This is a genomic window from Ensifer sp. LC11 (genome assembly GCF_001695835.1).
Taxonomy (GTDB): Bacteria; Pseudomonadota; Alphaproteobacteria; order Rhizobiales; family Rhizobiaceae; genus Ensifer.
The window spans coordinates 81,070-107,151 of record NZ_MBSO01000004.1 but is presented as its reverse complement, the minus strand read 5'-3'; the positions used below and the strand labels follow the sequence as shown (position 1 = coordinate 107,151).

28 protein-coding genes and 1 tRNA gene are annotated in these 26,082 nt (G+C 63.3%); 12 read left to right on the top strand and 17 right to left on the bottom strand.

Annotated features, from left to right (window positions below; translation table 11 throughout):
- Nucleotides 1-3: 3 nt before the first annotated feature.
- The 6 genes from BBX50_RS03300 to BBX50_RS03275 form a co-directional block, all read right to left on the bottom strand.
- Nucleotides 4-1,005, bottom strand: coding sequence for an ATP-binding cassette domain-containing protein (locus tag BBX50_RS03300; protein WP_065773899.1), 1,002 nt, complete (start codon nt 1,003-1,005; stop codon nt 4-6).
- Nucleotides 1,006-1,017: 12 nt separating this feature from the next.
- On the bottom strand, nt 1,018-2,082 hold the full coding sequence (locus BBX50_RS03295; protein WP_065773898.1) for a Gfo/Idh/MocA family oxidoreductase: 1,065 nt from the start codon (nt 2,080-2,082) through the stop codon (nt 1,018-1,020).
- Nucleotides 2,079-2,918 carry a carbohydrate ABC transporter permease gene (locus tag BBX50_RS03290; RefSeq protein WP_065773897.1) on the bottom strand — a complete coding sequence of 280 codons (840 nt, stop codon included), beginning with the start codon at nt 2,916-2,918 and terminating at the stop codon, nt 2,079-2,081. Before BBX50_RS03290 ends, BBX50_RS03295 begins: the two co-directional genes overlap by 4 nt.
- 11 nt (nt 2,919-2,929) lie before the next feature.
- Nucleotides 2,930-3,880 carry a sugar ABC transporter permease gene (locus tag BBX50_RS03285; RefSeq protein ID WP_065773972.1) on the bottom strand — a complete coding sequence of 317 codons (951 nt, stop codon included), beginning with the start codon at nt 3,878-3,880 and terminating at the stop codon, nt 2,930-2,932.
- Nucleotides 3,881-4,227: 347 nt separating this feature from the next.
- A complete protein-coding gene (locus BBX50_RS03280) occupies nt 4,228-5,487 on the bottom strand; it encodes an ABC transporter substrate-binding protein (protein WP_065773896.1) in 1,260 nt (419 codons plus the stop codon).
- Nucleotides 5,488-5,543: 56 nt separating this feature from the next.
- Nucleotides 5,544-6,440 (bottom strand): N-acetylmuramic acid 6-phosphate etherase, encoded by an 897-nt coding sequence (locus BBX50_RS03275; protein WP_065773895.1) that lies wholly within the window; start codon nt 6,438-6,440, stop codon nt 5,544-5,546.
- A 199-nt stretch (nt 6,441-6,639) separates the two neighbouring features.
- On the opposite strand from BBX50_RS03275, the gene BBX50_RS03270 reads away from it, so the two are divergent.
- Genes BBX50_RS03270 through nagA form a run of 4 tightly spaced genes read left to right on the top strand, consistent with a single transcriptional unit; the run spans nt 6,640 to nt 10,493 of the window.
- Entirely contained in the window at nt 6,640-7,524 is an 885-nt protein-coding gene (locus BBX50_RS03270; RefSeq protein ID WP_065773894.1) for an N-acetylglucosamine kinase, read from the top strand.
- Nucleotides 7,521-8,285, top strand: a complete 765-nt coding sequence (locus BBX50_RS03265; RefSeq protein ID WP_065773893.1) for a GntR family transcriptional regulator — start codon at nt 7,521-7,523, stop codon at nt 8,283-8,285. Before BBX50_RS03270 ends, BBX50_RS03265 begins: the two co-directional genes overlap by 4 nt.
- Before the next feature lie 28 nt (nt 8,286-8,313).
- Entirely contained in the window at nt 8,314-9,336 is a 1,023-nt protein-coding gene (locus BBX50_RS03260) for an SIS domain-containing protein (protein WP_065773892.1), read from the top strand.
- Entirely contained in the window at nt 9,333-10,493 is a 1,161-nt protein-coding gene (gene nagA / locus BBX50_RS03255; protein ID WP_065773891.1) for an N-acetylglucosamine-6-phosphate deacetylase, read from the top strand. The genes BBX50_RS03260 and nagA overlap by 4 nt, the downstream gene beginning before the upstream one ends.
- 74 nt (nt 10,494-10,567) lie before the next feature.
- Here the strand turns inward: nagA and BBX50_RS03250 are convergent, their stop codons facing one another.
- From BBX50_RS03250 to BBX50_RS03240, 3 genes are read right to left on the bottom strand one after another with little or no spacing between them, the layout of a single operon-like run.
- Nucleotides 10,568-11,293 (bottom strand): copper homeostasis protein CutC, encoded by a 726-nt coding sequence (locus BBX50_RS03250; protein WP_065773890.1) that lies wholly within the window; start codon nt 11,291-11,293, stop codon nt 10,568-10,570.
- On the bottom strand, nt 11,290-12,201 hold the full coding sequence (locus BBX50_RS03245) for an ROK family protein (RefSeq protein WP_065773889.1): 912 nt from the start codon (nt 12,199-12,201) through the stop codon (nt 11,290-11,292). Before BBX50_RS03245 ends, BBX50_RS03250 begins: the two co-directional genes overlap by 4 nt.
- A complete protein-coding gene (locus tag BBX50_RS03240) occupies nt 12,198-13,559 on the bottom strand; it encodes an amidase (RefSeq protein ID WP_065773888.1) in 1,362 nt (453 codons plus the stop codon). Before BBX50_RS03240 ends, BBX50_RS03245 begins: the two co-directional genes overlap by 4 nt.
- A 230-nt stretch (nt 13,560-13,789) precedes the next feature.
- Between BBX50_RS03240 and BBX50_RS03235 the strand changes: the two genes are divergently transcribed.
- A complete protein-coding gene (locus BBX50_RS03235) occupies nt 13,790-14,527 on the top strand; it encodes a sulfate transporter family protein (protein WP_065773887.1) in 738 nt (245 codons plus the stop codon).
- An 80-nt stretch (nt 14,528-14,607) separates the two neighbouring features.
- A complete protein-coding gene (locus tag BBX50_RS03230) occupies nt 14,608-14,817 on the top strand; it encodes a SlyX family protein (RefSeq protein WP_065773886.1) in 210 nt (69 codons plus the stop codon).
- An 81-nt stretch (nt 14,818-14,898) separates the two neighbouring features.
- On the opposite strand, the gene BBX50_RS03225 is transcribed toward BBX50_RS03230, so the two are convergent.
- The 3 genes from BBX50_RS03225 to BBX50_RS03215 form a co-directional block, all read right to left on the bottom strand.
- Nucleotides 14,899-15,891, bottom strand: coding sequence for a BMP family ABC transporter substrate-binding protein (locus tag BBX50_RS03225; protein ID WP_065773885.1), 993 nt, complete (start codon nt 15,889-15,891; stop codon nt 14,899-14,901).
- Nucleotides 15,892-16,263: 372 nt separating this feature from the next.
- A complete protein-coding gene (gene msrA / locus BBX50_RS03220) occupies nt 16,264-16,917 on the bottom strand; it encodes a peptide-methionine (S)-S-oxide reductase MsrA (protein ID WP_065773884.1) in 654 nt (217 codons plus the stop codon).
- Between the two features lie 41 nt (nt 16,918-16,958).
- On the bottom strand, nt 16,959-17,276 hold the full coding sequence (locus BBX50_RS03215) for a hypothetical protein (protein WP_065773883.1): 318 nt from the start codon (nt 17,274-17,276) through the stop codon (nt 16,959-16,961).
- Nucleotides 17,277-17,660: 384 nt separating this feature from the next.
- On the opposite strand from BBX50_RS03215, the gene BBX50_RS03210 reads away from it, so the two are divergent.
- From BBX50_RS03210 to BBX50_RS03190, 5 genes are all read left to right on the top strand, one after another.
- A tRNA-Ser gene (locus BBX50_RS03210) sits at nt 17,661-17,750 on the top strand.
- A gap of 292 nt (nt 17,751-18,042) precedes the next feature.
- Complete coding sequence (locus BBX50_RS03205) at nt 18,043-18,681, top strand: class I SAM-dependent methyltransferase (protein WP_065773971.1); 639 nt, start codon at nt 18,043-18,045, stop codon at nt 18,679-18,681.
- 128 nt (nt 18,682-18,809) lie between these two features.
- A complete protein-coding gene (locus tag BBX50_RS03200) occupies nt 18,810-19,142 on the top strand; it encodes a metalloregulator ArsR/SmtB family transcription factor (RefSeq protein ID WP_065773882.1) in 333 nt (110 codons plus the stop codon).
- A gap of 1 nt (nt 19,143) precedes the next feature.
- Nucleotides 19,144-19,623, top strand: a complete 480-nt coding sequence (locus BBX50_RS03195; RefSeq protein WP_065773881.1) for an SRPBCC family protein — start codon at nt 19,144-19,146, stop codon at nt 19,621-19,623.
- A 9-nt stretch (nt 19,624-19,632) separates the two neighbouring features.
- On the top strand, nt 19,633-20,256 hold the full coding sequence (locus BBX50_RS03190) for a dihydrofolate reductase family protein (RefSeq protein ID WP_065773880.1): 624 nt from the start codon (nt 19,633-19,635) through the stop codon (nt 20,254-20,256).
- 148 nt (nt 20,257-20,404) lie between these two features.
- Here the strand turns inward: BBX50_RS03190 and BBX50_RS03185 are convergent, their stop codons facing one another.
- The 4 genes from BBX50_RS03185 to BBX50_RS03170 all read right to left on the bottom strand — a co-directional run bounded on the left by BBX50_RS03185 (nt 20,405) and on the right by BBX50_RS03170 (nt 24,047).
- Complete coding sequence (locus tag BBX50_RS03185) at nt 20,405-21,334, bottom strand: hypothetical protein (RefSeq protein ID WP_065773879.1); 930 nt, start codon at nt 21,332-21,334, stop codon at nt 20,405-20,407.
- A 42-nt stretch (nt 21,335-21,376) separates the two neighbouring features.
- The gene (locus BBX50_RS03180) at nt 21,377-22,183 is read right to left on the bottom strand and encodes a MerR family transcriptional regulator (protein ID WP_065773878.1); all 807 of its coding nucleotides are present in this window, start codon (nt 22,181-22,183) and stop codon (nt 21,377-21,379) included.
- Nucleotides 22,184-22,302: 119 nt separating this feature from the next.
- Nucleotides 22,303-23,505 carry a CmlA/FloR family chloramphenicol efflux MFS transporter gene (gene cml / locus BBX50_RS03175; protein WP_065773877.1) on the bottom strand — a complete coding sequence of 401 codons (1,203 nt, stop codon included), beginning with the start codon at nt 23,503-23,505 and terminating at the stop codon, nt 22,303-22,305.
- A gap of 248 nt (nt 23,506-23,753) precedes the next feature.
- The gene (locus BBX50_RS03170) at nt 23,754-24,047 is read right to left on the bottom strand and encodes a BON domain-containing protein (protein WP_065773876.1); all 294 of its coding nucleotides are present in this window, start codon (nt 24,045-24,047) and stop codon (nt 23,754-23,756) included.
- A 159-nt stretch (nt 24,048-24,206) separates the two neighbouring features.
- Between BBX50_RS03170 and BBX50_RS03165 the strand changes: the two genes are divergently transcribed.
- The gene (locus tag BBX50_RS03165) at nt 24,207-25,151 is read left to right on the top strand and encodes an AEC family transporter (protein ID WP_065773875.1); all 945 of its coding nucleotides are present in this window, start codon (nt 24,207-24,209) and stop codon (nt 25,149-25,151) included.
- Nucleotides 25,152-25,359: 208 nt separating this feature from the next.
- On the opposite strand, the gene BBX50_RS03160 is transcribed toward BBX50_RS03165, so the two are convergent.
- Nucleotides 25,360-26,028: a cytochrome c family protein gene (locus BBX50_RS03160; protein ID WP_065773874.1), complete on the bottom strand. Its 669-nt coding sequence runs from the start codon at nt 26,026-26,028 to the stop codon at nt 25,360-25,362.
- Nucleotides 26,029-26,082 lie beyond the last annotated feature (54 nt).

The window sequence follows — 26,082 nt, the reverse complement described above, 5'->3', positions numbered from 1 at the left end:
GGCTCAGTCGAGGATCCGATCGTCGGCGCCGAAACGGTGCATGCTGCCGACCATCGGCGTCGCATAGACGATGTCGTCGGGCGCGTAGCGATGTTCGCCAAAGAGCCGCACGGTGATGGTGCCGGCCTGTTCGGATTCGAGATAGACGATGGTGTCGGCGCCGAGATGCTCGACGTGAACCACCTTACCCTTCCAGTCGCCGCTTTCGCGCGAAAGCGCCATATGCTCAGGGCGGATGCCGATCGTCTTGGCGCGGGTGTCGCCAAGGCGCGCGCCGTCGATGAAGTTCATCTGCGGCGAGCCGATGAAGCCGGCGACGAAGACGTTGGCGGGCCGGTTGTAGAGATCCATCGGCGAGCCGATCTGCTCGATCTTGCCGGCGTTGAGCACGACGATCTTGTCGGCGAGCGTCATTGCCTCCACCTGGTCGTGGGTCACATAGATCATCGTCGCCTTCAGGCTGCGATGCAGCCTTGCGATTTCGAGCCGGGTGTTGACGCGCAGCGCCGCATCGAGGTTCGAAAGCGGCTCGTCGAACAGGAAGAGCTTCGGTTCGCGCACGATGGCGCGGCCGATCGCCACGCGCTGACGCTGGCCGCCCGAAAGTTCGGCCGGGCGACGGGCGAGGTAGGGGTCGAGCGACAGCATGCTCGCCGCTTTGCCGACCTTGTCGTCGATCTCCGCCTTCGGCTTGCCGGCCTGCTTCAGGCCAAGCCCCATATTGTCCTTCACCGTCAGGTGCGGATAGAGCGCATAGGACTGGAACACCATGGCGATGCCGCGCTTGGCGGGCGCCACGTGGCCGACTTCGGTGCCGTCGATCTGCACGCTGCCCGAGGTCGCGTCCTCGAGGCCGGCAATGGTGCGCAGCAAGGTCGACTTGCCGCAGCCGGATGGTCCGACGAAGATGACGAACTCGCCGTCCTTCACCTCGAGGTCAATGCCCTTCAGCACCTCATGGCTACCATAGGCCTTGCGGATGGATTTGAGTTGAAGCGATCCCACCTGGTTGCCCCCTTAGAGTTTGACTGGTCTGCCGGTCCGCACGCTTTCGTCCGCCGCAAGGCAGATGCGCAGGGACTGGACGGCGTCGTTCATGTGACGGTCGAGGTTGATGTCTTCGCGAATGGCCTTCAGCACATAGGCCTGTTCGCGGTCGCAGAGTTCCTGGTGACCGGGTTCACCGTCCATTTTCAGGTCCTCGTCGGGTTTGAGGAAACGGCCGTCTGGGCCGGTCTCGGCATTGTGCAGCCGGATGACAGCGGTCTTGGTGTGCATGTCGATGTCATCGGACTTGGCGTTCTGGTCCATGACGATCGACACGGATCCCTTTGGCGACATCACGTCCTTCACGAAGAACGCGGTTTCCGAGATCATCGGGCCCCAACCGGCTTCGTACCAGCCGGCGGAACCATCCTCGAAGATCACCTGCAGGTGACCGTAGTTATACATGTCGGTCGCGATCTCGTCGGAGAGGCGAAGCCCCATGCCACGCACTTCCACCGGCTTGGCGTCGGTGATCTGGCACATGACGTCGACATAGTGCACGCCGCAATCGACGATCGGCGACGTCGTCTTCATCAGCGACTTGTGCGTTTCCCAGGTCGGTCCGCTCGACTGCTGGTTCAGGTTCATGCGGAAGACGTAGGGACCACCAAGCTTGCGGGCTTCGGCAATCAGCCGGATCCACGAGGGATGGTGGCGCAGGATGTAGCCGATCACCAGCTTGCGGCCGTGCTTCTTGGCCGCCGCGACAACGCGCTCTGCGTCGGCGACGGTGGTTGCGAGCGGCTTTTCGACGAAGACGTCGGCACCCGCTTCAAATGCCATGACCGCAAAGTCGGCATGGCTGTCGGAATAGGTGCAGATCGAGCAGAGTTCCGGCTTCAGTTCGGCAAGCGCCGTTTTGAAGTCGGGATGGATCTCGTAGCCGCTCAGCTCCTCCGGCAGCGGCACCTTCGAACGGTTGACGAGGCCGACGATCTCGAAGCCGGGATTGTTGTGATAGGCGAGCGCATGGCTGCGCCCCATGTTGCCGAGCCCTGCAACGAGGACCCGGACCGGTTTGCTGCTTGCACTCACTTGACTGCTCCTGCCGTGATGCCGCGGATCAGCTGCCGCGAGAAGATGACGTAGAGGACGAGTACGGGAAGGATGGCGAGCGACAGCGCCGCAAGCACCGCATTCCAGTTGGTGACGAACTGGCCTATGAAGATCTGCGAACCGAGCGTCACGGTCTTGGTCGCTTCGGCCGGAGCGAGGATCAGCGGGAACCAGAGGTCGTTCCAGATCGGAATCATCGTGAACACCGCGACGGTCGCCATCGCCGGCCTGACCAGCGGCAGCACCAGGCGGAAGAAGATCGCGTATTCCGATAGCCCGTCGATGCGCCCGGCATTTTTCAGGTCATCCGAAACCGTGCGCATGAATTCCGAGAGGATGAAGATCGCGAGTGGCAACCCTTGCGCCGTGTAGACCAGGATCAGCGCCGTCAGCGTGTTGACCAGGTTGGCGGCGACCATGCCCTGGAGGATGGCGACGGTGCCAAGCCGGATCGGGATCATGATGCCGATCGCCAGATAGAGGCCCATGACGGTGTTGCCGCGGAAGCGGTACTCCGACAGCGCGAAGGCGGCCATCGCCCCGAAGAGCAGCACCAGCGCGATCGAGACGATCGTGACGATGAAGCTGTTCTGGAAATAGGTGGCGAAGTCGCCCTGGCCGAGAACGGTTTCATAACCGATCAGGCTGAAGGTTTGCGGCGTCGGGATCGTCAGCGGTGCCCTGAAGATCGCGTTGCGATCCTTGAACGAGTTGATGATCGTCAGGAACACCGGAAACAGTGACACGAGCGTGTAGGCGATCAGTGCCACATGGACGAAGCCGGTGCGGAAGATGGAATCGCGTGCTTTCGACATCTCCGGTCTCCTCAGAACTGGTAGCGGCGCATGCGGCGCTGGATGACGAAGAGGTAGAGCGACACGCCGGCGAGGATGATCAGGAACATCACCGTGGCGATTGTCGCGCCCATGGAGCGGTCACCGAGCTGCAGCTGGAAACCGAAGAAGGTGCGGTAGAGCAACGTGCCGAGAATGTCGGTCGAGCCGTCGGGGCCGGCAAGCGCGCCCTGCACCGTGTAGACCAGGTCGAAGGCGTTGAAGTTGCCGACGAAGGTTAGGATCGAGATGATGCCGATGGCCGGCAGGATCAGCGGCAGCTTGATTTTCCAGAACTGGCTCCAGCCGGTGACGCCGTCGCATTCCGCAGCCTCGATCACCTCATCGGGAATATTGAGCAGCGCTGCGTAGATCAGCATCATCGGGATGCCGACATATTGCCACACCGAGATCAGCGACACGGCGATGAGCGCGGAACCCGGCTTCCCGAGCCAGGGTGCAAACAGCGACTTCAGGCCAACGAGGTCGAGGATCCAGGGCGACACGCCCCAGATCGGCGACAGGATCAGCTTCCAGATGAAGCCGACGATCACGAAGGAGAGCAGTGTCGGCAGGAAGATTGCCGTGCGGTAGAAGGTGACGAATCGCAGCTTCGGGATCGACAGCATGGCGGCGAGCGCCACGCCGATCGGGTTCTGTACGCACATGTGAATGATGAAGAAGATGACGTTGTTCTTCAGTGCGTTCCAGAAGTCGTGGGCCCAGCGCTCTTCTCCAAACAGCGTCTGGAAATTGGCAAGGCCGACGAAGGCCGGCTGGCCGTCGACCGTGTTGAACAGAGAGAGCCTGAGCGTCTCGATCAGCGGCAGGATCATCACCGCCGAATAGACCAGGAAGGCCGGGAGCAGGAAGACGAGGATGTGCCAGCGCTTCGGCCGCCTTGCGGTCGGCTTTCCGTCTTGCACTGAAAGAGCGTCACTCATTGATCCATCCGTTTCTAGAAGACCGGTTCCCCAGACAATCACGATGCGCACCGACGCCACACGGCCGGTCTCGCCGTATGCCATCTGCCCCTTTTTAAGGGCTCATGACGAAGGTTAAGTCTATCGCGTTCTTTTGCAAACGACTGCGTCGGTGGCCCCCCACTAGGGGAGGCCGGTGACGCTTCGGCTGGGGGAGTGCCTCTTGCGGCATGTCGCCCCGCCCGGTCCCTACGGCATCCTTAAATTCCATCCGGTTCAAGGTGCTCTTTGCGCGTCTGAGACGCGCGGCGCTGTAGGGCCGACCCTCCCCCAAAAGGGGAGGGAACCTGTTGCGCTTACGTCTCTTCTTACTTCGCCGGCTTGTACCAGGCGTCGAGGCCCTTCTGCAGCTTCTCGGCCGCAACCTCCGGCGTATCCGTGCCGTTGATGACGTTGGCCGATTCGACCCAGGTCTCGTTTTCGAGGCTCGGCGTGCCGCGCGCCAGGATCTGGTAGGTCGAGCGGATCGTCGGCTTGCACTTTTCGCGCCAGGAGACGAATTCCTGAGCGAGCGGATCGGTCATCTTCACCGGGGTCGAGTTGAGGCTGAAGAAGCCCGGCAGCGCATTGGCGTAGATGTCGGCGAATTCAGGCGAAGCGACCCAGGTCAGGAAGGTCTTGGCCTGTTCGGCATGGGCGCTCTTGGTATTGAGGCCGATGCCGATGTCGTTGTGGTCCGAGATGTAGCAGGTGTCGCCGGCGTTCTTCACCGGCGGCGGGAAGGCGCCCATCTTGAACTGGGCCTGGGTGTTGAACAGGCCGATTTCCCAAGAGCCGGCCGGATAGATCGCGGCGCGGCCGAGCGTGAAGAGGTTCTGGCTGTCCGGATAGGTCTGGGCTTCGAAGCCGTCGCCGAGATAGTCCTTCCACTTGGCAAGAACGCGGTAGGGCTCGACCCACGGCTCGTCGGTCAGCTTCTGCTCGCCCTTGATCAGCGCAGCGCGACCTTCTTCACCCTTCCAGTAGTTCGGGCCGATGTTCTGGTAGCCCATGGTCGCGGCTTCCCAGAGGTCCTTGGTGCCCATCGCCATCGGGATGTAGTTGCCGTCGGCCTTGATCTTGTCGAGGGCGGCGAAGAATTCGGCTTCCGTCGTCGGGATCTGGATGCCGAGCTGGTCGAAGGCGTCCTTGTTGTAGATGAAGCCGTGGATGACCGATGCCATCGGCACGCAGAAGGTGGCCTTGCCGTCATCGGTGGTCCAGGCGGACCTGGCGACCGGCGAGAAGTTTTCCATGCCCGGCAGCGCCGTCAGGTCGGCGAGATGCTTCTTGTTGTAGAGTTCGAGCGAAACGTCGAACGGACGGCAGGTAACGAGGTCACCCGCGGAGCCGGCATCGAGCTTGGCGTTGAGCGCGGCATTGTATTCAGTCGGCGCCATCGGCGCGAACTTGACCTTGATGCCCGGGTTCTTGGCTTCGAAGGCCGGGATCAGCTTTTCCTGCCAGATCGCCAGGTCGTCGTTGCGCCAGCTTTCGATGGTCAGCGTCACGTCCTCGGCGTGCGCCAGCCCGGCCGTGCCGAGAATGCTCGAAGCGAGCAGCAGGCCTTTGATTGTTGTACGGGTCATGCAGGTTCTCCCTTTTTATGGGCGCCGCTTCGGCGCGGTTTGGATCCCGAAATTGTTCAGGCCGAGACGATATCGATCGCCCGGCGCAGGTTCTGCTTGGCTTCTTTGAGTGCGGCCTCCGCTGCCGCGACGTCCTTCGCGCCGGAAGCGAGAAGGATCGCGACCTTGACCGAGCCGGCAGCCATGGTGATCAGTCGGCCGGCCTCGGCGGCGCTGATGCCGGTGACATCGGTGACGATGCGAATGGCGCGGCCGTGCAGCTTGATATTGTCGGCCCGCAGGTTGACCATGTGGCCGTCGAGCACGTGGCCGAGGTGGATACCGACCAGTGTCGAGAACATGTTGAAGGCGATCTTCTGCGCCGTGCCGGCACCCATGCGGGTCGAGCCGGAGATCACTTCCGGCGGTGTCTGCAGTAGGATCGAAACATCGGCGTCGTTGAAGAGGGCGGCACCCGGGTTGTTGGCGACAGCAATCACCTTGGCGCCGAGCTTGCGTGCCTCGTCGGCAGCGGCAAGGGCGTAAGGGGTGGAGCCGCTGGCGGAAACGGAAACCAGACAGTCGCCCGCACCGATGCCGGCCTTGCGCACGTCGTCGCGGGCAAGGTCCATATCGTCTTCATAGCCACCTGCCAGATCGCTGAGGCTGGCAGCGCCACCGGCGAGCAGGATAACGATCTGCTCCTGGGCAATGCCGTAGGTGCCGGGCAGTTCGAGCGCATCGGCCATTGCCATCAGCCCGGAGCTGCCTGCGCCAGCATAGGCGAGACGCCGGCCGGAAGCGAGGCTTTCCGCGGCGATCGAGGCGGCTGCGGAGATCGACTCAATCGCGCCGTCAACCGCCTTGGCGGCGGCTTGCTGCCCGGATGCGAGCAGTCGAAGCGCCAGCGCCGGATGCATAAGATCCAGGCCCTTGGCGTTGTCGTGACGCTCTTCGGTCTTCACTGACGGCATGGGTCGTGTCTCCTCTCGGTTGAAATTAATGCCAAAAAAATACCAATTGTCCAGAAGAATTTAACTTTTGGCGCCGGAAAAAATAGATCAGCTAAATTAGCTTATAAAATTCAATGTATTGCAACGAAATCGAAAGTGCAGATGGATTCAGGCTTGGTTATTGGTATTTTTTTGGTATCCTCAGTGGCCGGAGGTGCTCATGACAAATTACCTGATTGGAATCGATGGTGGCGGAACGAGCTGCCGGGCGGCCGTGGCGTCGCTGGACGGGCGTATACTCGGGCGCGGCAAGGCCGGCGCCGCCAATATCCTGACCGATCCGGAGACGGCGCTTTCCAATATCGGTGAAGCCTCCCGTGCCGCCTTCCAAGAGGCGGGCCTCGATCCCCAGGGTATCGCGGACGCCAAGGCGATTGTTGGTGTGGCCGGGCACAATGTCGGCGATGCCGTGCATTACGTAAAGCGCCGTCTTCCCTTCGCTGCCGCCGAAATCGAATCCGACGGTCTGATCGCGTTTCAGGGCGCGCTCGGCAACCAGGACGGCGCCGTCGCCATCCTCGGCACCGGCACCATCTATATCCTGCGCCAGGGCGAGACTGTCAGCTATGTCGGCGGCTGGGGCTTCACCATCGGCGATCATGGCAGCGGCGCCCGCATCGGCCACGCGCTCCTGCAGGAAAGCCTGCTCGCCTTCGACAACATCCACGAAGGCTCCGCGGTCACCGCATCCGTCATGGCGGAGTTCAACAACGATCCGCGCGACGTCGTCGATTTCGCTCGGCTTGCCAAACCAGGCGAGTTTGGTCGCTATGCGCCGCGCGTTTTCGAGGGTGCTGCAGACGGCGACCCCGTCGCCGTACGGCTGCTGAAGGCCGCAGCGCTCACGGTGGATGAGGCGCTTGACGTCGTGGTCGCAAGGGGAAGCGCCAGGCTGTGTCTGCTCGGCGGACTGGCGCCGCTCTATCGCCCATGGCTTGCCGAACGGCACCAGGCGCTCATCGTCGAAGCGGAAGCTGACGCATTGACCGGCGCCGTTGCGCTTGCCGCCCAGCGTTTTGGCTCACAGGCGAGGGCCGGCGCATGACGCACCAGCTCGCATCCATTCTGCCGCTCGAGGGCTTGCAGGCCGGAGGCTCGGGCCCGCTCTATCTGAAGCTTCGGCAATCACTCGAAGAGGCGATCCAATCGGGAAAGCTCAATCATGGCGACGCGCTGCCGCCCGAGCGTGATCTTGCCGACTACGCCAACATCAGTCGTGTCACTGTGCGCAAGGCGGTCGACGATCTTGTGCGCGACGGATTGCTGGTTCGCCGCCATGGCTCCGGCACCTTCGTGGTCAAGCCGGTCTCCAAGGTGCAGCAGTCGCTGTCGCGGCTGACCTCGTTCACCGAGGATATGGCGCGCCGTGGTCTGAATACGCACGCCCGTTGGCTTGAACGCGGCCTGTTCCATCCCTCGCCGGACGAGATGATGGCGCTCGGCCTGCCGGCCGACGCGCTGGTTGCCCGCCTCGGCCGCCTGCGCATCGCCGACGACATGCCGCTCGCGATCGAACGCGCCAGCATTTCGGCGGAGTTCCTGCCCGATCCGCAGACCGTTACCTCGTCGCTCTATTCCGCGCTCGACAAGACCCGCGCGCGCCCGGTTCGCGCCGTGCAGCGCATCTCCGCCTGCAACATCAAGGATCCGGATGCCTCGATGCTCGGCGTTGCCGTCGGCTCGGCCGGCCTTTCCATCGAACGCGTCTCCTATCTCGCATCGGGACGCGTCGTCGAATTCACCCGCTCGCTCTACCGGGGCGACGCCTATGACTTTGTCGCGGAACTGACGCTGTCGGAATCCTAAAGCGACGGCCCGCAGAAAGGAATTGACCATGCAGACCAATATGCGCCGAGAAATCGACGAGATCCCCGAAGCCGCCCAGCGTTTGCTGGAGCGTTCCGCCGACCAGCTGAAGGCAGCCGGTGCTGCCTTGCGCGCCAAGGATCCGGCCTTCCTGGTAACGATCGCCCGTGGCTCCTCCGACCATGCGGCACTCTTCCTGAAATATGCGATCGAACTGCAGGCCGGTCGGCCGGTTGCCTCGCTCGGTCCTTCGCTCGCCTCGATCTACGGCGCCAAGCTGAAGCTCGGCGGGGCGGCGGCCATCGCAATTTCGCAATCGGGCAAGAGCCCGGATATCGTCGCCATGGCGCAGGCCGCGACCGATGCCGGTGCGGTCTCGATCGCGCTCACCAACACGCTGCCCTCGCCGATTTCCGAGGCCTGCACGCATCCGCTGGACATTCTCGCCGGCCCTGAAATCGCCGTCGCTGCGACCAAGTCCTACGTCAATTCGATCGTTGCCGGCCTTGCCGTGCTCGGGGAATGGACCGGAGATGCCGCGCTTAAGCGGGCGGTCGCGGATCTTCCGAACCAGTTTGCCAAGGCCGTTAAGCTCGACTGGCAGACCTTTGCCGACGATCTCGGCGAGGCGGAATCGCTCTACGTGCTCGGCCGCGGCCCGGCGCTGGCGATCGCCAGCGAAGCCGCACTGAAGTTCAAGGAAACCTCGGGCATGCATGCGGAAGCCTATTCCGCGGCAGAAGTGCTGCATGGTCCGGTGGCGCTGGTCGGCGCCAAATTCCCGGTGCTGACGCTTGCCGCGCGTGACGCGGCGGAAACTTCGGTTGCCGGTATCGCCGACGGTATGGCGGAAAAGGGTGCTGTGGTTCATGCTACCTCGAGCCGCGCGGCCAAGGCCAAGCGCCTGCCGTTCGTCGAGACGGGCCATCCGATCACGGACGCGCTGACGCTGATCCTGCCGTTCTACGGTTTCGTCGAAGCCTGGTCGCGCTCGCGCGGTCTTAACCCCGATGCGCCGGCAAGCCTCAAGAAGGTAACGGAGACGAGATGAGCGAGAGGAAGGCAATCACCGGCGCCCGGCTGTTCGACGGCGTCGAATGGCACGACGGCTGCGCCCTTGTCATCGAGGGCGGCCGCGTCAAGGCGATCGTCGCCGCGGCGGATGTCCCAGCCGATGCCGAAAGGATCGATGCGCATGGCATGCTTCTCGTGCCGGGCTTCATCGACCTGCAGGTGAACGGCGGCGGTGGTGCGCTTCTGAACGAGGAGCCGACCGTCGAGGGCATCCGACAGATCTGTTCGGCGCATGCCAAGTTCGGCACCACGGCGCTGCTGCCGACGCTGATCACCGACACGCGCGAAGTGAGAACGGCGACCATCCAGGCCGGACTTCAAGCCAAGGCCGAAGGCGTGCCCGGCTTCCTCGGTCTGCATCTCGAAGGTCCGCATCTTTCGGTGGCGCGCAAGGGCGCCCACGATCCGAAACTCATCCGCCCCATGGATGACGCCGACCTCGCCGAAATGCTCGCCTGCGCCAAGGCGCTCGGCGTGCTGATGGTCACCGTGGCGCCGGAAAACGCCACCAAGGAGCAGGTGCGGGCGCTGGCCGATGCCGGTGCCGTCGTCAGCCTCGGCCACACGGACGTCGGCTATGAAACCGCCGTTGCCTACGCCAAGGCGGGTGCCCGCACGGTGACCCATCTCTTCAACGCCATGAGCGGCCTCGGTCATCGCGAACCGGGCGTTGTCGGCGCGGCTTTGGCCACCGGCACGCTCCATGCGGGCCTGATCGCCGACGGCTACCATGTCGAGCCGGCCTCGATGGGCGTGGCGCTGCGTGCGAAGGTGGGCCCGGGCCAGATCTTCCTGGTGACCGACGCCATGTCGCCGATTGGCACCGACATGACGAGCTTCCAGCTGAACGGTCGCGAGATCCTGCGTGAGGGCGGACGTCTGACGCTTGCCGACGGCACGCTTGCCGGCGCCGACATCGATATGCTCTCGTCGGTCCGCTTCGTGCACGAGAAGCTCGGTCTCCCGGTCGAGGAAGCGTTGCGCATGGCCTCCGCCTATCCGGCCGATGCCATGGGGCTTGCCACCCACAAGGGCCGGCTGAAGGCGGGCGCGGATGCCGATTTCGTGCTCTTGACGCCGGAGCTCGCCATGGGCTCCACATGGATCGCCGGCACGCAGGTCTACGCGGCCTAATCTTCAGGCTACCAAGCAAAAGCCCCGGACGGCGCAATCGCTCCGGGGCTTTTCAATTTCAGGCAGCACCCGTGTCAGCGCTGTGAAAGCTTCGCCTTCATCGCCCGGACCGTTGCCACATCCGTGCGTCGGCGATCGGCCGAAACGAAACCCATGTCGACCATCCGCTGATCTTGAGCCGGCTCACGAACGGAACACGAGGAATGCACTTCGCCGACCGTCAATCGGTCGAGCAGCGCATCGACCGTCTCAAGCGTGACGCCGGATCCAGGCATGACCGACAGCCGGCCCTTGGCGAGAGAGACGATTTCAGCGAGCTGATCGGCTGCTTGCGGCGCGCTTCTGGCGCCGCCCGAGGTCAGGATCCGCTCGAAACCGAGCTCGACCGCAACCTCCATCGCCTCGGCGAAATCCGGCACCAGATCGAAGGCGCGATGCAGCGTCATTCCGAGCCCGGCCGCATGGCCCGTGAGCTTGGTGAGCATCGAGGTGTCGAGGCGGCCACCAGCGAGCGAGGCACCGAGCACGACACCGGCGAGGCCGGCTGCGCGTGCCGCGTCGATATCGCGGCGCATGACGTCGAGGTCCGCAGCGGAGAAGACGAAATCGCCGGGACGCGGACGGATCATGGCGTAAACGGGCACCGCTGGCGGGCCGGCCAGCGCCATCAGCCCCGGATTGGGCGTCAGACCGCCGACGGAAAGGGCCGCACAAAGCTCGATGCGGTCGGCGCCGCCTTCGATTGCCGCGTACAGGCCGTCGGCGTCGTCGACGCAGACTTCAAGCTTGATGCCGCTCATACTCTCTCTTCCCCCAATCCAAGCAGTGCCGCGCCGATCAGGCCGGGCTCGACTCGGCATTCGCCACGCACCACCAGGGGTCGGTCGAATTGCCTCAGAATCCGGCTACGAACCGCCCTGTCGATCTCGGCAAGCAGCTCCTCGGAATTGGAAAGGCCGCCGCCGACAGGCACAATGGTCGCGCCTGATATGTTGATGACGAGCGCCAGCGGTGAGCTGACAAGATCGACGAGAAGTTCGACCGTGCGCTTCGCCTCGGTATTGCCTGCTTGCCAGGCCTCGATGATCTCGTGGCTCGAAAGTGTCTTGCCATGGGCGGTCTGGTGCAGGCGCTCCAGCCCACGGGCGCCGCCGACCGTATCGACGCAGCGCCGCTGGCCGCAGCCGCATTCATAGGCGGGAATGGCAATCGGCGGATTGCCGGCTTCGGCCGCGATCGCCGGGCCGTGCCCCCACTCGCCGGCAAAGCCGCCATCGGCATTGATCAATCGGCCGTCGATGACCAGGCCGCCGCCGACACCGGTGCCAAGGATCGCGCCGAACACGATGCGGTGGCCGCGCCCGGCACCGGCACCGGCTTCGGCCAGTGCAAAGCAGTCCGCATCATTGGCGATCCTGACCGGCAGATGCAGCGCCGCCTCGAGTTCGGCCACCAGTTCGCGGCCGTCGATACAGGGGATATTGGCGCATTTGATCCGCCGCGTCTCCGGATCGATGACGCCGGTGATCGAGATCGCCACGCAATCCGGGTGCCCACCGGCTTCGTCGAGCACCGATTCGAGCACCTGCACGAACTGGCGGAAGTTGGTGAGCGGGGTCGTTCGACGTGGCAGCGGAAAGATCCGCTCGCGCGAATGGACGATCGCACCCTTGATCGCCGAGCCGCCGATATCGAAACAGACGATCATGCCTCACCCCAGATGATCGCCTCGGCAGAGAGCGCGACGGCGAGCAGCCGGTCGTCCTGGTGATGCGGGGCGGCCAGCTGGAAACCGACGGGCATTTCGGCAGCGCCCAGCCCGCACGGGATGGAGATGCCGCAGAAATCCAGGAAATTGCCGATCGAGGTGTTGCGCAGCGTCTTGGCATTGGTTTTGAAGAACAGCTCGTCGTCTTCGATGAGCGGCGCGATCGGCGGCGCCACATGCGGCAGCGTCGGATGGGCGATGAGCTCGTTCGGCCTCAAGCCTTCGACCGTCTCGTGGATCAACTGATCGCGGGCGTCGAGCAGGGCGATATAGTCCGGCATGGTGATCTTTTCGCCGAGCCGGGTGCGGGCGACGACGCGCGGGTCCATGGCATTGGCTTCTGGACCGGCCAGCCGCTGGCGGTGAAGCGCATAGGCCTCGGCCGTCACCAGTGCGCCGTGCCGCGCCATGAGCCCGAAGATCGCCGAAAAAGTCGGGAAAGCGCGCCGGCTGACGGTGACGCCGGCCTTCTCCAATCGCCTGATCGTATCTTCGAAGGCTTCGACGACCTCCGGCTCCGCATCGTCAAAGACAATCGTTTCCGGGACGACCAGCGCGACGCCCGAGAGATCGGCGCGGCGCACGGTCGGCGCCGTCAGCCCGTGCATGGCGGCATCGACCCAAACGACGTCCTGCACCGTATGGCAGAGCGGCCCAAGCGAATCCAGACTTTCGGCCAGCGGAAACACGCCCTTCATCGCATAGCGGCCGCGGGTTGCCTTGTAGCCGACGATGCCCGTCAGTGCCGCAGGGATGCGGACGGAGCCACCGGTATCGGTACCAATAGCCGCTGGTACCAGCCCGGCTGCGACCGCAACACCTGAACCGGAGGAGGACCCGCCGGGGATGCGCTCGACGTCGGTGGCGGCCGGGTTTCTCGGCGTGCCGTAATGCGGGTTGATGCCGAGGCCGGAGAAGGCGAACTCGCTCATGTTGGTGCGCCCGATGCTGACCATGCCGGCAGCCGAAACGGCGGTGACGACAGGAGCGTCTTTCGTTGCCGCGGCGCTCGTCCGCAGCACCGTCGAGCCGGCAGTTGTCACGCTGCCGGCCATGTCGAACAGGTCCTTCCAGGCAAGCGGCAGGCCGTCGAGCAGACCAAGAGACCGCCCGGCTCTCAGCCGCCGCGACGCGGCTTCTGCATCGCGCCTTGCGCGGTCGCGCGTAAGTTCCGTGAAGATCGCATAGTCGCCATGCGCATCGATCGCGGCATAGGTTTGGTCGACGAGATCGACGGGGTCCAGCTTGCCCCCTTGGACGAGCACCGAGAGGCTGGCGAGTGTTGTTGGTCTTGTCATGTCATCCTCCGTGCGGCGCCGTCATTGTCTGTCGGCGGGGTCTGTCGCCGGGGCCTGTCGCCGGCAATCGCGCATTTCTTCTAGAATATCGCCACTATCGGCGTTTTCCATGCTCGACATAGACCAGCTGGATGAATCTTGCATAAAGACGAGGCGCATGGCGGGCTTGTCGCCGGTGGCACCTCTGCCTACATGCGTTGTCGAACCTTGGCCGACACTGGAGAGTGATGATGATATTGGACGCGGCACGGCTTTCGCTTGCCAATCTGCTTGCGCCCGAGACCCGGTCAGTCTTCTGGAAAGTGCTTGGATTGACGGTCCTCGCACTTGTCGCGCTCTGGCTTGCCGTGCGCGAACTGTTCATCTGGCTGGCGCTTCCATGGATCGATACGCTGATGCCGGGCACGCCCGTCTGGGCCGGCTGGCTCACCTTCGTCGTCGGCATCTTTGCGAGCCTCGGCCTGGCGCTGGCGCTCGCCTTGCTTCTGGCTCCCGTCACCGCGTTGATTGCTGGCTTCTTCCTCGACGATGTCGCAGAGGTCATCGAGAAGCGGGACTATCCACACGAGCCGCCGGGCAGGGCGCTGCCGCTCGGCGAGGCTATCGCCGGATCGCTGAAGTTTTTGGGCGTCGTCATCCTCGGCAACCTGCTTGCACTTTTCCTGCTGCTTGTTCCCGGCGTCAACCTCGTCGCCTTCTTTCTCGTCAACGGCTACCTGCTCGGACGGGAGTTCTTCGAGTTTGCGGCAATGCGCTATCGCCCGCCGGCAGAGGCGCGGCTTTTTCGCGCAAAGCACCGCTCGACGGTGTTCCTTGCCGGTCTTCTGCTCGCAGCCTTCCTGGCGGTGCCCTTCGTCAACCTGTTGACGCCGCTTTTCGCCGCCGGACTGATGGTGCATCTGCACAAGCGTCTTTCGGCAAAGGATCCAGGATTTTCACTGACGGGCGGCGCGGCGGTAAAGGCCTGAGAGGCCATCGCTTGACATGGGGGCCGCCGTGGCCAATCTGCCGGCAAATGGCGCGACGCGTCGATAGGGAGAATGCAGACATGAGCAAGGCGGACGAGCGGATCACCCACCTTGAGGAAACGGTGGCCCACCAGGCAAAGACAATCGAAGAGCTTTCCGATCAGCTTGCCGAGCAGTGGAAGGTGGTCGAGCAGACGCGCGCCAAGCTCGACCGGCTGACCGAGCGCTTCCTGTCGCTCGAAGAGCAGTCGCTCGATGCGCCGGCGATCACCCGGCCGCCGCACTATTGAGTGCCTGCAAAGGCAGAACGGAAAATGAAAAGGCCGCCGGTCCAACGAACCGGCGGCCTTTCTGTTTCCTGACGGCGAGCCTTAGTAGGGGCAGGCCTCGTCGCTCATGTAGTCGTGAACCTGGACCTTGCCGGCAATGATTTCGGCTTTCACCTTTTCCACGGCGTCGAGCATTTCAGGCGTGATCAGCGCCTTGTTGTTGTCGTCGAGGGCGTAGCCGACGCCATCTTCCTTGAGGCCGAGGTTGGAGATGCCGAATTCGAACTTGTCGTTCTTGGCCGCCGTGAAGGCTTCGTAGACAGCGACGTCGACGCGCTTCAGCATCGAGGTCAGAACCTTGCCCGGCTGCAGGCCGTTCTGGTTGGAATCGACGCCGATGCCGAGCTTGCCGGCATCTGCAGCTGCCTGCAGGACGCCGACGCCGGTGCCGCCGGCAGCGTGGTAGACGACATCCGAGCCCTGGTCGATCTGCGACTTGGCGATTTCGCCGCCCTTGACCGGGTCGTTCCAGGCGTCCGGCGTCGTGCCGGTGTAGGCTTCCAGAACCTTGATGTCAGCGCCGGTCGACTTGGCGCCGCCAACGTAGCCACAGGCGAACTTGTGGATCAGCGGAACGTCCATGCCGCCGATGAAGCTGACGGTCTTCGACTTCGAAGCGAGGCCGGCGAGAACGCCGACGAGGTAGGAGCCTTCCTGTTCCTTGAAGACGACCGATTTGACGTTCGGCTTCTCGACGACCATGTCGATGATGGCGAACTTGATATCAGGATATTCGGGCGCGATCTTCTCGAGCGAGGCCGCCCAGTTGAAGCCGGCCATGACGATCGGGCTGTTGCCGTCGCTGGCAAAGCGGCGCAGCGCCTGTTCGCGCTGGGCGTCATTGGCGATTTCGAACTCGCGGTATTCGACGCCCGACTCCGTCTTGAACTTCTCGGCGCCGTTAAAGGCAGCCTCGTTGAAGGATTTGTCGAACTTGCCGCCGAGATCGTAGATGATCGCCGGCTTGATGTCGGCGGCCAGAGCCGTCGCGGACATCATCGAAAAGGCAAAGAGACCGAGAATGGTTTTTTTCATCGTGCAGCCCTGTTGTCGCTATTGATCTTATTGGGTCCTCCCGCCGGCTCCTTGCGGAACCTGTCTGCGGAACCCACCCCCTTCTCCTTGGGGCTAGGGTGGCGCATCCTTGCACGGTCACGGCAAAAAAACACTCAAAATTTTTCGGATGGTAAAAATACAAGCCACAGATGCCGGTGCTCGTAAGGCACCGGTTCTGTTGTGCTTTTGCGATCGCGGCGACGTGTCGGCGCCTCTCGGGTGCGGCCTCAGGGTTGTGGGTGGTGCGCAGCCGTTCCGGGCATCCGGATGCGGAGGGGCCAGGCAGCGCGGAACGAAGAAAAGAGCGTGCGGTCTTCCGCCGGCCTCCCGCTTTGACGTGTGGGGCGCGATCTAGTGGCCGATCGGGCAGCTCACGCCTGTGCCGCGCAGTCCGCAATAGCCGTTCGGGTTCTTCGCCAGATATTGCTGGTGGTAGTCCTCGGCGAAGTAGAACGGGCCGGCTTTGCTGATCTCGGTGGTGATCTTGCCGCCATGGTTGGAATACTTCAAGGCCGCCTGGAACGCGGTGCGTGCGGCCTTGGCTTCCGCCAGTTGCTCATCGTCATAGGCATAGATCGCCGAGCGGTAGGTGGTGCCGATATCGTTGCCCTGGCGCATGCCCTGGGTCGGGTCGTGCTCCTCGAAGAAGGTCTTGAGCAGCACGGCAAGCGGAACCTTTTGCGGCTCATAGACGACCAGCACCACTTCGGCATGGCCGGTGAGGCCGGTGGTTGTCTCCTGATAGGTCGGGTTCGGCGTCAGCCCTCCCGCATAGCCGACAGCGGTGACATGGACCCCCTGAATGTTCCACAGCAGTCGCTCCGCACCCCAGAAGCAGCCCATGCCGAAGAGGATCGTCCTGGTGCCGTCGGGGTAGGGGCCTTTCAGCAGCCGCCCGGAAACGAAATGCGTTTCGGCCGTCGGGATCGCCTCTTGGCGGCCGGGCAGCGCCGTCTGCGCATCCGGCATGATCGTCTTCTTGTTGAACATGTCGATCAGGAACATCAGCATACTCCTTTCATCGGGAGGAGATCGGCGCGGGGAGGTCAGGCGGCGAAGCGTCCCGCCGCCGGCCGCTTCTTGTATCCGGCCATCCACAGGATGAGGGCGACGAGAGCCAGCACGGCGAAGGCCGGCTGCATCAGCACCCAGTGCAGGATCGAGTGCCAGATCGTCGGCGCCGCGTCGCTGCGCTGCGCGAACTGGACCCAGCTTGCCGTATCGGCGCCGAGCGCCTCCAGATCGTCGCCGAGCGACGTCATCACCAGTTCCGACGCGGCAACCGATTGGATCGCGTCGACGGCGCCGGCAAGCACGGCTGCAAACAGGACGACGGCGCTTGCCAACCTCAACACAAACCGCATCGGTCCATATTCCCTTCATGTCACGGGCGCACGCCTTGCTCTTGACCGGGCGCATTGTTCAGAACCGCATCTTCTTCGATCGCGTGGGCCTCGGACAAGGCCCGACGGAAAAATATGCGGGTGATCTGAACAGCGCCGAGGCGGCACCGGCAGCGGGTCGGAGGCGTCACGCTCGTCCCGGCGCCAGAGATAGGCGCACCCGCCGACATGCACAATGGGGGCCGTGGGCCGTCCGGTTTCACAAGATGTCAACAATCTGTCAGAAAGCAGTTGATCCCAAGCAAATCATCGGTATATAGACGCGCGTCCGCCGGTTCACACCAGCTGACAAGAAGGGCCTCGCCCTTCCCATCCAGCCGGGTTGACCATCGGCTGCTGACGGATGGACAGGTGGCCGAGTGGTTGAAGGCGCACGCCTGGAACGCGTGTATACGTGAAAGCGTATCGAGGGTTCGAATCCCTCTCTGTCCGCCATCTTTTCTCCGCAGGTTCTCAATCTCTCGCCTCTGTTTTCGGGTGTTTCTGCCCCGTCACGGTTGCAGTTGAGAGTACCCTATATGCTTGAAGCCGTCGGTTGGGTTCGCCTGGGATGAGGCGGAGGAGGCCCCTTGCCGATTGACGGTTCTTTCTCCGCCATTTGTTGATAATCGTGCGGTACTGCCGATGGCATCGATAGTTGCACTTCGGCAGGACATCCTTGACCGGTGCGGCCTCGGCCCGACGATTCTGCCGAGGAGACATGGCCGCGTTCTGGGGAGCAGGCAGCATGAGCACAGCGAGCGACGCGCGTTTCTGGGACCGGACGTCGCGCAGATACGCCAAGGGCGCCATCGCGGATCCCGCCGGATACGAGCGCACACTGGAGCGCACCCGCGCCTTGCTTCTGCCGGATGATCGGGTCCTGGAGCTCGGTTGCGGCACCGGAACGACGGCATTTCGGCTCGCAGGCGACGTTCGAGATTACCTTGCGACCGATATTTCCACCGAGATGATTGCGATCGCGAGGGAGAGATACGCTCCCGATCTGATGCCGCACCTTGCCTTCCGTACCACGGTAGCGGAAACGCTTGCGGTTGAGCGGGCGCAGTACGACGTGGTTCTCGGCTTCAATTATCTCCATCTCGTGCGCGATCTCTCGGGCACGCTCGGCACCATCCACGCCTTGCTTGCATCGCGTGGACTGTTCATCACCAAGACACCCTGCGTCGGTGATATGAATCCGCTGATCCGGCTGGTCTTGCTGCCGGCGATGCGCGCGATCGGATTGGCGCCCTATGCGGGCACGTTCGGAGTGGCGGAACTGAGCCGGCAGATGACTGTCGCTGGCTTCGACATCCTTGCCACCGAAAGTCATGCAACGAAGGACAATGAGAACCGTCCCTACATCGTCGCCCGCAAGCGGTGACGCGATTGTTGTTCGACCGAGCCAAAGAGAGCATGCGGGCTAAGATGCCAAAGGCGCCCTGATCCCGGTGGATCCGTGCTCTAATAGTTAGCTGTTGCGCTAAGTATTCGCCCGTGATACTTAGCCTTATGGAACAGTATTCAGATCGATTGGACGTAATCTTTCAGGCGCTCGCCGATCCGACGAGGCGCGCCGTGCTGGCTCGGCTTGGTGGCGGGCCGGCGAGCATCAGTGATCTCGCCAGGCCCTTCGACATGGCGCTGCCATCCTTCATGAAGCACATCCACTTCCTGGAAGGCAGCGGGCTCATCCGCACGCGCAAGCACGGCCGGGTGCGCACCTGCGCCATCGAGAAGGCGCAATTCTCCGTGGTCGACGCCTGGCTCGCCGCGCAGCGCGCAGTCTGGGAGGGTCGCGCCGATCGGCTGGAACAATTTGTCACCGAAAACGAGGAGGAATGACATGACCCGCTCGCCCGATCCCGAACTCGACCTGGCGATGTCGCGCATCATCAAGGCGCCCCGTTCTGCTGTCTGGCGCGCCTGGACCGATCGCGCACGGTTCGAAAAGTGGTGGGTTCCGGCGCCGGCCAAATGCAGGGTGGTCGACATGGATCTGAAGCCCGGCGGCGCGCTTGTCACTCATATCAGCGAAGCTGGCGGCGAATTCGTACCGCATCTCGATGCCTGCTTTCTCGCCGTCGACGATCTCATGTGCATCGTCTTTACCGATACGCTGGTTGGCGGCTGGCGCCCGGCCAAAAATCCCTTCATGACGGCGGTCATCACGCTTAGTGATCATCCGCAAGGCACGCACTATGCCGCCCATGTGATGCACCGGAGCAAGGCCGATCGGGACATGCACGAGGAGATGGGTTTCCACGACGGCTGGGGAACGGTGGCCGAGCAACTGGCCCGTCTCGTCGAACAGCAAGTCCACTAAGGAGGCGATTTGCGCAACATCGTCCTGCAGATGATGACGACGCTCGATGGCCGGCTGGACGACCCGCTTGCCTGGATGGGTACGGTCGTCGAGGAGCAGTACCGGGCGATCGACCGGCTCTATGCCGGCTACGACACTGTGCTTGTCGGTCGAACGACCTACGAGGAGATGGTCGGCTACTGGCCGGGCGCTCTCGCCGATGACGCGAATGGCGAGACCAATCGTATCATGGCCAAACGTATGCACGACTATCGTAAGATCGTGTTTTCCCGCGCCGGCGAACAGGCGATCAGCCCATGGAACAACGCCGAAAAGGTCGTGGCGCTCGATGACGCCGCTTTGTCGCGCTATCTGATGGAGCTGAAGGCTGCGCCCGGCGGTGATATTCACCTCTCGGGCGGCGCCAGCCTGGCGCAGACGGTGATCGGCCTGGGTCTGGTCGATCGCTATCATTTCTTCGTCTATCCGGTCGTTTCACCGGGCGAACCATGGTTCGCCCGGCTCAGGGAAAAGAACGAACTGCGGTTGATGGGTAGCGAACACTACAGCAACGGTGTGGTCGGCGTTCACTATGCCGCGGTGCGCGGTCCGAAGTCGGAGCGCCCAAGGAGTTTCTCCGAGCTTATTGCCTAGAGTATCCCGCTCTCAAGTGGAGGTGAGGCGGAAAGATGCTCCAGGATCAAAGTGCTAGAGTGTCCTGGTGCGTTCACATGAACGCGCGGCGCTCCGGAGAAGCGTCCGAATTGGTTTCTGCCTGGAATACGGCTTTGCAACCGTCGCCTTACTCGCCGCCGCGGAGGGCGGCGAGTAGCCGATCGTAGGTCGGAGCCAACCTGCGCAGCGCTTCTGCAGCTTCGCCATCCTTTCGAACGACCAAGGGGTACTGCAGCGCGCCGATCAGTCGGGCCTGCTCGCCGGCGATGGCGGCAGATTTCAAAAGCCCGACGCGCGACAGGCAGGTTGCGGCGTCGGCGGCGCGGCGGGTGCCGACGCGAACGGCGAAGTGGATCAGATGCGCCCGCAGGTCTTTGTCGCAACCACCCTCGATCAGCGCCGCAAGTGCTTCGGCAGCGTCTGCGTTGCCGAAGCTGCCTGCAGGCATCGGCCGGTCCGTCCGCATCGACAACCAATGGATCGCCGCCGGTGTCGAGGCCCGGATCGCATCAGGCTCCGAGACGTCTGCGACGCGACGGAAGCCCCACCGCATCGTAAACGGCTCTCCATAGGTAAGCGTCTTCGCTTCCCAGGCTGCCATGAAATCGCCGATTGGCAGCGCCGCGTAGGGATAACCTTGCGGATCGTGCATGAGCACCCGTTCTTCGTCGAGCGTGAGCGCCACAACGTAGTGGTCGGCCTCGATCGGCCCGGTCATGCCGGGCTGATGCCGCAGATGGCCCATCTCCACCGGCCCCACCCAGACAGGGCCGTCCTTCAGTGCCGAGCGGAGGCGGGAAAGCGCGTCTTCGGCATCGCCGCCCTTGCTGATCTCGGACGTCCAGCCGAGCGCCTCGAGCGCGCCGTCGAACCCGGCCTCCGGGTCCCAGCCATAGGGATCGAAGAACGGCAGCGAGCCGCCGATGAGCTGCATGCCGAAGGGGCTGCTGGTGGAAAATTCGATCACGGCGGTGGAGGGCGCCGCATCGCCGAACATCATGGCGAAGGAATTGGCATAGCAATAGGGGCCGGAGCCCACATAGGGAACGTGCTGCATCGGATGGAATCCTTGAATGGTCGGGGAAAGAAGTGGCTTACGCTAAAGCACGATGGGATAGGCGACGTCGAAACGGGCGTCGCCGCTGCCGGGATAGGTTTCGTAGGGGCTGCCGAAGCAGTTGAGATCGCTGCTTTGTTCGAACCAGGTCTCGATGGCGTCGTAGACGCGAAGCACCATCGGGAAGGTTTCGAGCGTTTCCGGCACCGCCAAATACGCTTCGCGCCCTTCCGGCTGAAACCGGATGCGCAGATCGCCCGATGGTTCGAGGCTGCCGCTATAGGGAAGCGCGACTTCGACGAGACCTTTGCCGTCGTGGTTGACCGGTTCGTGGAAGTGCAGCGTCATCGGTCCGCTATCGCTTTTCCCGCATCGCGCGAGATAGGCGCGGATCTCCGCCTCGGCGCTTTGCGTGAAGGCCTCGAGCGCATCAACGCTCACATGACCTTGCCGGTAGACGAGTTTCGAAGCGGCAACGTCTCGCACACGGACAGCGCCGATAAGCGGATCATCGCCGCCACTCGATTGCCTGACGATCGCCTCCACCAGCTCGGACTGCTCTTCGAGCCGCTTGGTCTGCACCTCCAGCCAGGCGTGCAGCTCGGCGAGGCGAGCTTCGGGCGGGAGCTCGATCAGGCGTGCGATCCGCGCGATCGGCAGGCCCAGTTGCCGCAGCCGGGCGATCAGTCGCGCGCGGCCCGCTTGCGCGGCCGCGTAGTAGCGATAGCCCGTCGCCGGATCGACATGGGCGGGAACGAGCAAACCTTGCTCGGCATAGAGCCTGAGGGCCTTCGGTGACAGTCGGGTGGCGGCGCCGAAGCGGCCGGGGAGGAAGTAAGAATCGGTCATGAGGCAAGTCTGAGGCCTGCCCCATGGGCGAGGTCAAGGGGCGTTGTTTGGCTTGTCGGGCGATATCGCCTTTCGGCGGGTGGGATCCCCGGAACAGAGGGCCTGTTCCGGGGCCGGTTTTAGGCAGGTTGCCTTTCGCGCCAGTTCAGCCGTGCCAGCGCGGCAAGCGTGACCGTGGCCATGATCAGGCAATAGCCGACCAGCGGCCAGGCCGTGTCACCCCCGAGCAGCAGCACGGCGCCGGTGCCGATGAGGCCGACGATCAGGCTCTGGATCGAGAAGTAAAGCGCCACAGCGGTTCCCGCGATTGCGTCGAAGGCCTTGAGCGCGCCGTTTGCGGTCACAGACGCCGTCATGACGATGCCGACGGCAATCACCCACATTGGCAGCACGAAGCTCGCAAAGCAGGGCGTGGTGACGACTTCGCCGGCCGCAAGCAGCAGGCCGCCTGACATCAGGAGCGCCATGCCGCGAGCGAGGCAGCCGGCGGTGCCAAAACGGGCGACGAAGCCCTTGGCGAAACGCGTGGTCACGATCATCACCATTGCGGCTGTGGCAAAGGCCAGGCTGAAGCCCAGCTCAGAATAGCCGGCGCGATCGATGAGCAGGCGCGGCGCCGTCGAGAAGAACACGAAGAACGCGCCCATCGCCGTGCTGGAGCCGAGTGTATAGGTCCAGAATGCGCCATTGCTCAGAATGGGCGCGAAGCCTGGCTGCACGTTTCTCGAGGTGGCGGGCCGCGTTTCGGGCCAGCGCAGCAAAGCTTGGCCGAGCGCGGCGAGGCCGATGATACCGAGCGTCAGAAAGATCGCCTGCCATCCAAGCGCCCCTGATATCAATGCACCGGCAATCGGCCCAAGCGCCGGCACGAAGGAGAGCATGGCGCTGAAAAGGCCATAGATCGTCACGCCTTCCGGACGCGTGGCATAGACGTCACGTACGGTCGCGAAGGTCGCGACCAGCGCGGCAGAGGCACCGGTTGCCTGCGCGAGACGGAGCGCCACGAAGACGGGCGCCGAGCTCGTGACTGCCAGTCCCAGCGACGAGAGGGCAAACAAGGTCGCGCCACCGAGAAGCACCGGACGGCGGCCGAAGCGGTCGGAGAGCGGGCCGAAGAGGACCTGGCCAAGACCCAACAGCAGCATATAGAGGCTGAGCGTCAACTGCACGATTGCAGGAGACGTGCCGAGAATATCGGGCATTTCAGGCACGACAGGCAGATAGATGTCCATCGCAAGCGACGCCAGGATATCGAATGGCGCCATCAGCAGCAGCGCTGCCGGAAGCGAATAGGGCCAGGTAAGGTGGTTGTGATCGGGCATGATAAAACATCCGCGCAAATGGGTAACATTCGGCGGCGACCTGCCACGTTCTCACAATACTCTGGGATATGAGCCGACAGACGCCGCAACAACTTTCAACAGTCGTTGCGGCTTACCTGGTTGCTGACTTGTCAGTCCTCATGGGCGGCTCCCTGGGCGTGCTGCTGGCGATATCGCCAGCCGTGTCGTCGGCCAATGGTGGGCTGTCCTATCATCCGGCCTTGCGCGCGGCAACCGTCGGATGGGGGTTAGCCATCCCCGGCCTCGTCTGGTCTGGTTTGGCCCGGCTTGACCGTGAGCCGGTTTTCGACGCTGGAGACGCCGCTCACCGATGCCGCCGCGTCGCCGGCGCAGCGGATGTCCGTTTCGCTCGCGACCTCGCCGGAAAGAACCACGATCTCGCCGAGCGCGATCACCGAGATTTCGCTCGTGTCGATCAACGTCGCATAACCGATGAAGCGCAGGACCTTGTCGGCAAGCGCGTCATCCGTGAGATGCGGATCGTCGTCCCGATGGGCATAGATGGGTTTTTCTGGCGGCATGGTCGCTTTCCTTAAGCCTTTCGGACCACAAGTCTTGCCATGTCTGAACTTATGTCTTTCGGGAACGCCTGCGGTTGCTGATGGTTCCCTCTTTCGCACGCGCTTGCGGCGCACGTGTGAAGGCGGCTATTGCTGAGAGGACCATCCCAAGGCCCGCGCATGTCCGACATCTTCCAGAACGTTCTGCCCATCTTCATCCTGATCCTCGCCGGCTGGCTGCTGGTTCGGTCAGGCTATCTGAAACCTGCAGTCGGCGAGGCGCTCGGGGAATTCGTTTTTCGCGTCGCCGTCCCCATCCTGTTGTTTCGCACGATCGCCGAGGCGGATTTCAAGGACGGTTCGCCCTGGCCGCTCTGGGTCGCCTATTTCTCCGGCGTTGCGGTGACCTGGGCGGCGGGGCATCTGAGTGCACGGTTCCTGTTCGGCCGTGACGCGCGCGTCGGCGTGCTGGCCGGTGTTTCCTCGGCCTTCGCCAACACCGTTTTCATCGGGCTGCCGCTGGTGTCGCGCATCGTCGGCGAAGACGGCATTGTTGCGATTTCGATCCTGCTCTCCGTGCATCTGCCCGTCATGATGATCGCAGGCACGTTGTTGATGGAACGCGCGGAGCGTCGCACCAGCGGCAAGCCGGGCCAAAGCCGGCTTCACCTTCTCGCCGGTGTTGCCCGCAACCTGGTGCGCAACCCGCTGGTTATCGGTCTGGTGTCAGGCGCGGCGTTTCATCTCGTCGGCCAGCCGCTCGGCGGGCCGGTCAAGACCGTGGTCGATCAGTTGGCGTCGATGGCAGCACCCGCGGCGCTGATCTCGATCGGCATGGCGCTCGACAAATACGGCCTTGCCGGCAATATCGGGCTTGCCTCGGCGACCAGCGCCTTGAAACTCGTGGTCATGCCCGCAGTCGTCTATGCGAGCTGCCATCTGCTCGGGCTTAACGACAATTGGACAACGGCGCTGGTGCTGACCTCGGCGGTGCCGACAGGCGTCAATGCCTGGCTGATCGCCAATCACTTCAACGTCGGTCACGCGCTTGCATCGTCGACCATCACGCTGACGACCGCACTCGGCGTTATCAGCGTTTCGGTGTGGGCCTACCTCTTGGTGTAAGTGCTCCAGGGTTCATAGGCCGGATCTGTTGCTGGACCGCCTTGCCGGTATTTTGAAAGTGTTTCATCCGGAAGCGTGCCTCTTGCTGTTGCCGCTTTGCGCGGAGCAGTCGACGAAGAAGCCTCGACGAAGGGGCAGTTGATCCCGAAAAACGAAAAGGCCCGGAGCGAGCCGGGCCTTTTGAAAAGTCATTGCTTGACCGCTTGGCTCAGTGCGCCGGTGCGGGTTGGCCTTCGGCCGGCTTGACTTCCGTGGCCGGAGCGGCCTGGCCTTCAGCCGGCTTGGCGCCTTCGGCGCCGGCAGCTGGTGCCGCCTCGGCAGCGGCCGCCGCATCCGGAAGTGCCGCCGGCGAATCGGCCTGCTCGCGCAGCCAGGCGATCAGGTTGGCACGCTCGTCAGGCTTCTTGACGCCGGCAAAGCCCATGGCGGTGCCCGGAACGTGCTTCTTCGGTGCTTCGATGAAGTAGCTGAGGTGGTCGTAGTCCCAGACGACCTTGCCGCCTTCGGCAAAGGTCTTCATGCCGGCCGAGTAGCTGAAGCCCTCATGCGAGGCGATCGGACGGTTGACGAGGCCCCAGAGGTTCGGACCGACTTTGTTTGCGCCGCCCTTGTCGGCGGTGTGACAGCTCGCGCATTTCTTGAATACGGCTTCGCCGGCAGCAGCGTCGGCCTTGAGCAGCAGCGGCTTGATATCGACTTCGACTTCTGCGCCACCACCGGCGCCGGCTTCAGACGTGCCTTCTTCGGCAACGATCGCAAAGCCTTCCTTTTCGGGAGCTTCGGAATGGAAAATGCCTTCCGATGCAATGGACACGGACATCAGAACGAAGACCGTCCCCAAAAAGGCACCCACGCCCATGTTCACATATGAATTCATCTGCAAACGCTCCCTTTGCCACCGGCGCAAACAAAAACCCGGCCTATCTTGAAA